At 51.9% G+C, this 2,790-nt stretch carries 1 rRNA gene; it reads left to right on the forward strand.

Annotation, left to right across the window (positions count from 1 at the left end):
* Positions 1–3: 3 nt before the first annotated feature.
* Positions 4–2,790, forward strand: a 23S ribosomal RNA gene (locus tag ACQRCC_RS15405); the annotation flags it as partial.

Consider the following 2,790-nt stretch of genomic DNA (forward strand, 5'->3'; position numbering starts at 1 on the left):
GTTGGTTATGCTGAAAAGAGCGCAGGGTGGATGCCTTGGCACTAAGAGCCGATGAAAGACGTGATAAGCTGCGAAAAGCTTCGGGGAGGAGCAAATATCCTACGATCCGGAGATCTCTGAATGGGGAAACCTGGCTGAGTAAACCTCAGTCGTCCATACGCCAATCCATAACGTATGGAAGGGAACCCGGTGAACTGAAACATCTAAGTAGCCGGAGGAAGAGAAAACAACATGTGATTTCCAAAGTAGCGGCGAGCGAAATGGAAAGAGCCCAAACCGGGATGCGTGCATCCCGGGGTTCGGACCGCACAATTGATTCAATGAGTCTAGCAGAATGGTTTTGGGAAAGCCAGCCAAAGAGGGTGAAAGCCCCGTAAGCGAAAGACGAGTTGACAAGGCGGTATCCAGAGTACTACGAGACACGTGAAACCTTGTAGGAATGAGCGGGGACCACCCCGTAAGGCTAAATACTCCTTAGTGACCGATAGCGCATAGTACTGTGAAGGAAAGGTGAAAAGGACCCCGGGAGGGGAGTGAAAGAGAACCTGAAACCCTGTGTTTACAAGCTGTGGAACATCTATATATGATGAACCGCGTACTTTTTGTAGAACGGTCCGGCGAGTTGCGCTGGCTGGCGAGGTTAAGCACTCAAGGTGTGGAGCCGAAGGGAAACCAAGTCTTAATAGGGCGTTTAGTCAGTCGGAGCAGACCCGAAACCGGGTGATCTATCCATGTCCAGGTTGAAGTTGCCGTAAAAGGCAATGGAGGACCGAACCCACATCCGTTGAAAAGGGTGGGGATGAGGTGTGGATAGGGGAGAAATTCCAATCGAACCCGGAGATAGCTGGTTCTCCTCGAAATAGCTTTAGGGCTAGCCTCATGAGAGTCTTGCGGAGGTAGAGCACTGAATTTCCTAGGGGGCGTCAAAGCTTACCGAAGAATATCAAACTCCGAATGCCGCGTAGATGGTTCATGGGAGTCAGACTGCACGAGATAAGTTGGGTAGTCAAAAGGGAAAGAGCCCAGACCTGCAGCTAAGGTCCCAAAATGTGTGTTAAGTGGAAAAGGATGTGGGATTTCAAAGACAACCAGGATGTTGGCTTAGAAGCAGCCATACATTAAAAGAGTGCGTAATAGCTCACTGGTCGAGAGGTCCTGCGCCGAAAATGTCCGGGGCTGAAACACACTACCGAAGCTCAGGAATTGACATTAGTCAATTGGTAGAGGAGCATTGCATACGAGACGAAGCAGTACCGGAAGGAGCTGTGGATTGTATGGAAGAGAGAATGCCGGAATGAGTAGCGAGAGGAAGGTGGGAATCCTTCCGGCCGAATATCTAAGGTTTCCAGAGTAAAGCTGATCTGCTCTGGGTAAGTCGGGGCCTAAGGCGAGGTCGAAAGACGTAGTCGATGGATAACAGGTTGAAATTCCTGTACCACGTATTTACAGAACTGTGGGGACGCAGTAAGAGAGCACTACCGGGAATGGAGAGACCGGGGCAAGCGAGGTAGGAGTCGCAAAGGCAAATCCGTGCGGCAATCCGAAGACGTGAAGCGTACCGAACTAAAAGTAGGGAAGTGTGTGAGCTGACTGCCAAGAAAAGCCGCTATTGTTAAATACGTGCCCGTACCGTAAACCGACACAGGTGGATGAGGAGAGAATCCTAAGGCCGACGGGAGAAGCATTGTTAAGGAACTCGGCAAAATGACTCCGTAACTTCGGGAGAAGGAGTGCCTGGGAGACCAGGCCGCAGAGAATTGGCCCAAGCAACTGTTTAGCAAAAACACAGGTCTATGCAAAACCGAAAGGTGAAGTATATGGGCTGACGCCTGCCCGGTGCTGGAAGGTTAAGGGGAGAGGTTAGCGCAAGCGAAGCTTTGAACTTAAGCCCCAGTAAACGGCGGCCGTAACTATAACGGTCCTAAGGTAGCGAAATTCCTTGTCGGGTAAGTTCCGACCCGCACGAAAGGCGTAATGATTTGGGCACTGTCTCGACAATGCACCCGGTGAAATTGAAATACCAGTGAAGATGCTGGTTACCTGCGCCAGGACGGAAAGACCCCATGGAGCTTTACTCCAGCTTGATACTGGGATTCGATATTGCATGTACAGGATAGGTGGGAGGCTAAGAAGTGGTGACGCCAGTTGCCATGGAGCCGCTGTTGGGATACCACCCTTGTAGTATTGGGTTTCTAACCTGCGCCCGTAATCCGGGCGGGGGACAATGTCAGGTGGGGAGTTTGACTGGGGCGGTCGCCTCCGAAAGGGTATCGGAGGCGCTCAAAGGTTCCCTCAGAATGGTTGGAAACCATTCGAAGAGTGCAAAGGCAGAAGGGAGCTTGACTGCGACACCGACGGGTGGAGCAGGTACGAAAGTAGGACTTAGTGATCCGGTGGTATAAAGTGGGATTGCCATCGCTCAACGGATAAAAGCTACCCTGGGGATAACAGGCTTATCACTCCCAAGAGTTCACATCGACGGAGTGGTTTGGCACCTCGATGTCGGCTCATCGCATCCTGGGGCTGAAGTAGGTCCCAAGGGTTGGGCTGTTCGCCCATTAAAGCGGTACGCGAGCTGGGTTCAGAACGTCGTGAGACAGTTCGGTCCCTATCCGGCGTGGGCGTAAGATATTTGAGAGGAGCTGTCCTTAGTACGAGAGGACCGGGATGGACTGGCCGCTGGTGTATCTGTTGTTCTACCAGGAGCATGGCAGAGTAGCCAAGCCGGGAAGGGATAAACGCTGAAGGCATCTAAGCGTGAAGCCCCCCTCAAGATGAGATATCTCAACG

This window comes from Sporofaciens sp. SGI.106 (assembly GCF_050314255.1).
GTDB lineage: Bacteria > Bacillota > Clostridia > Lachnospirales > Lachnospiraceae > Claveliimonas.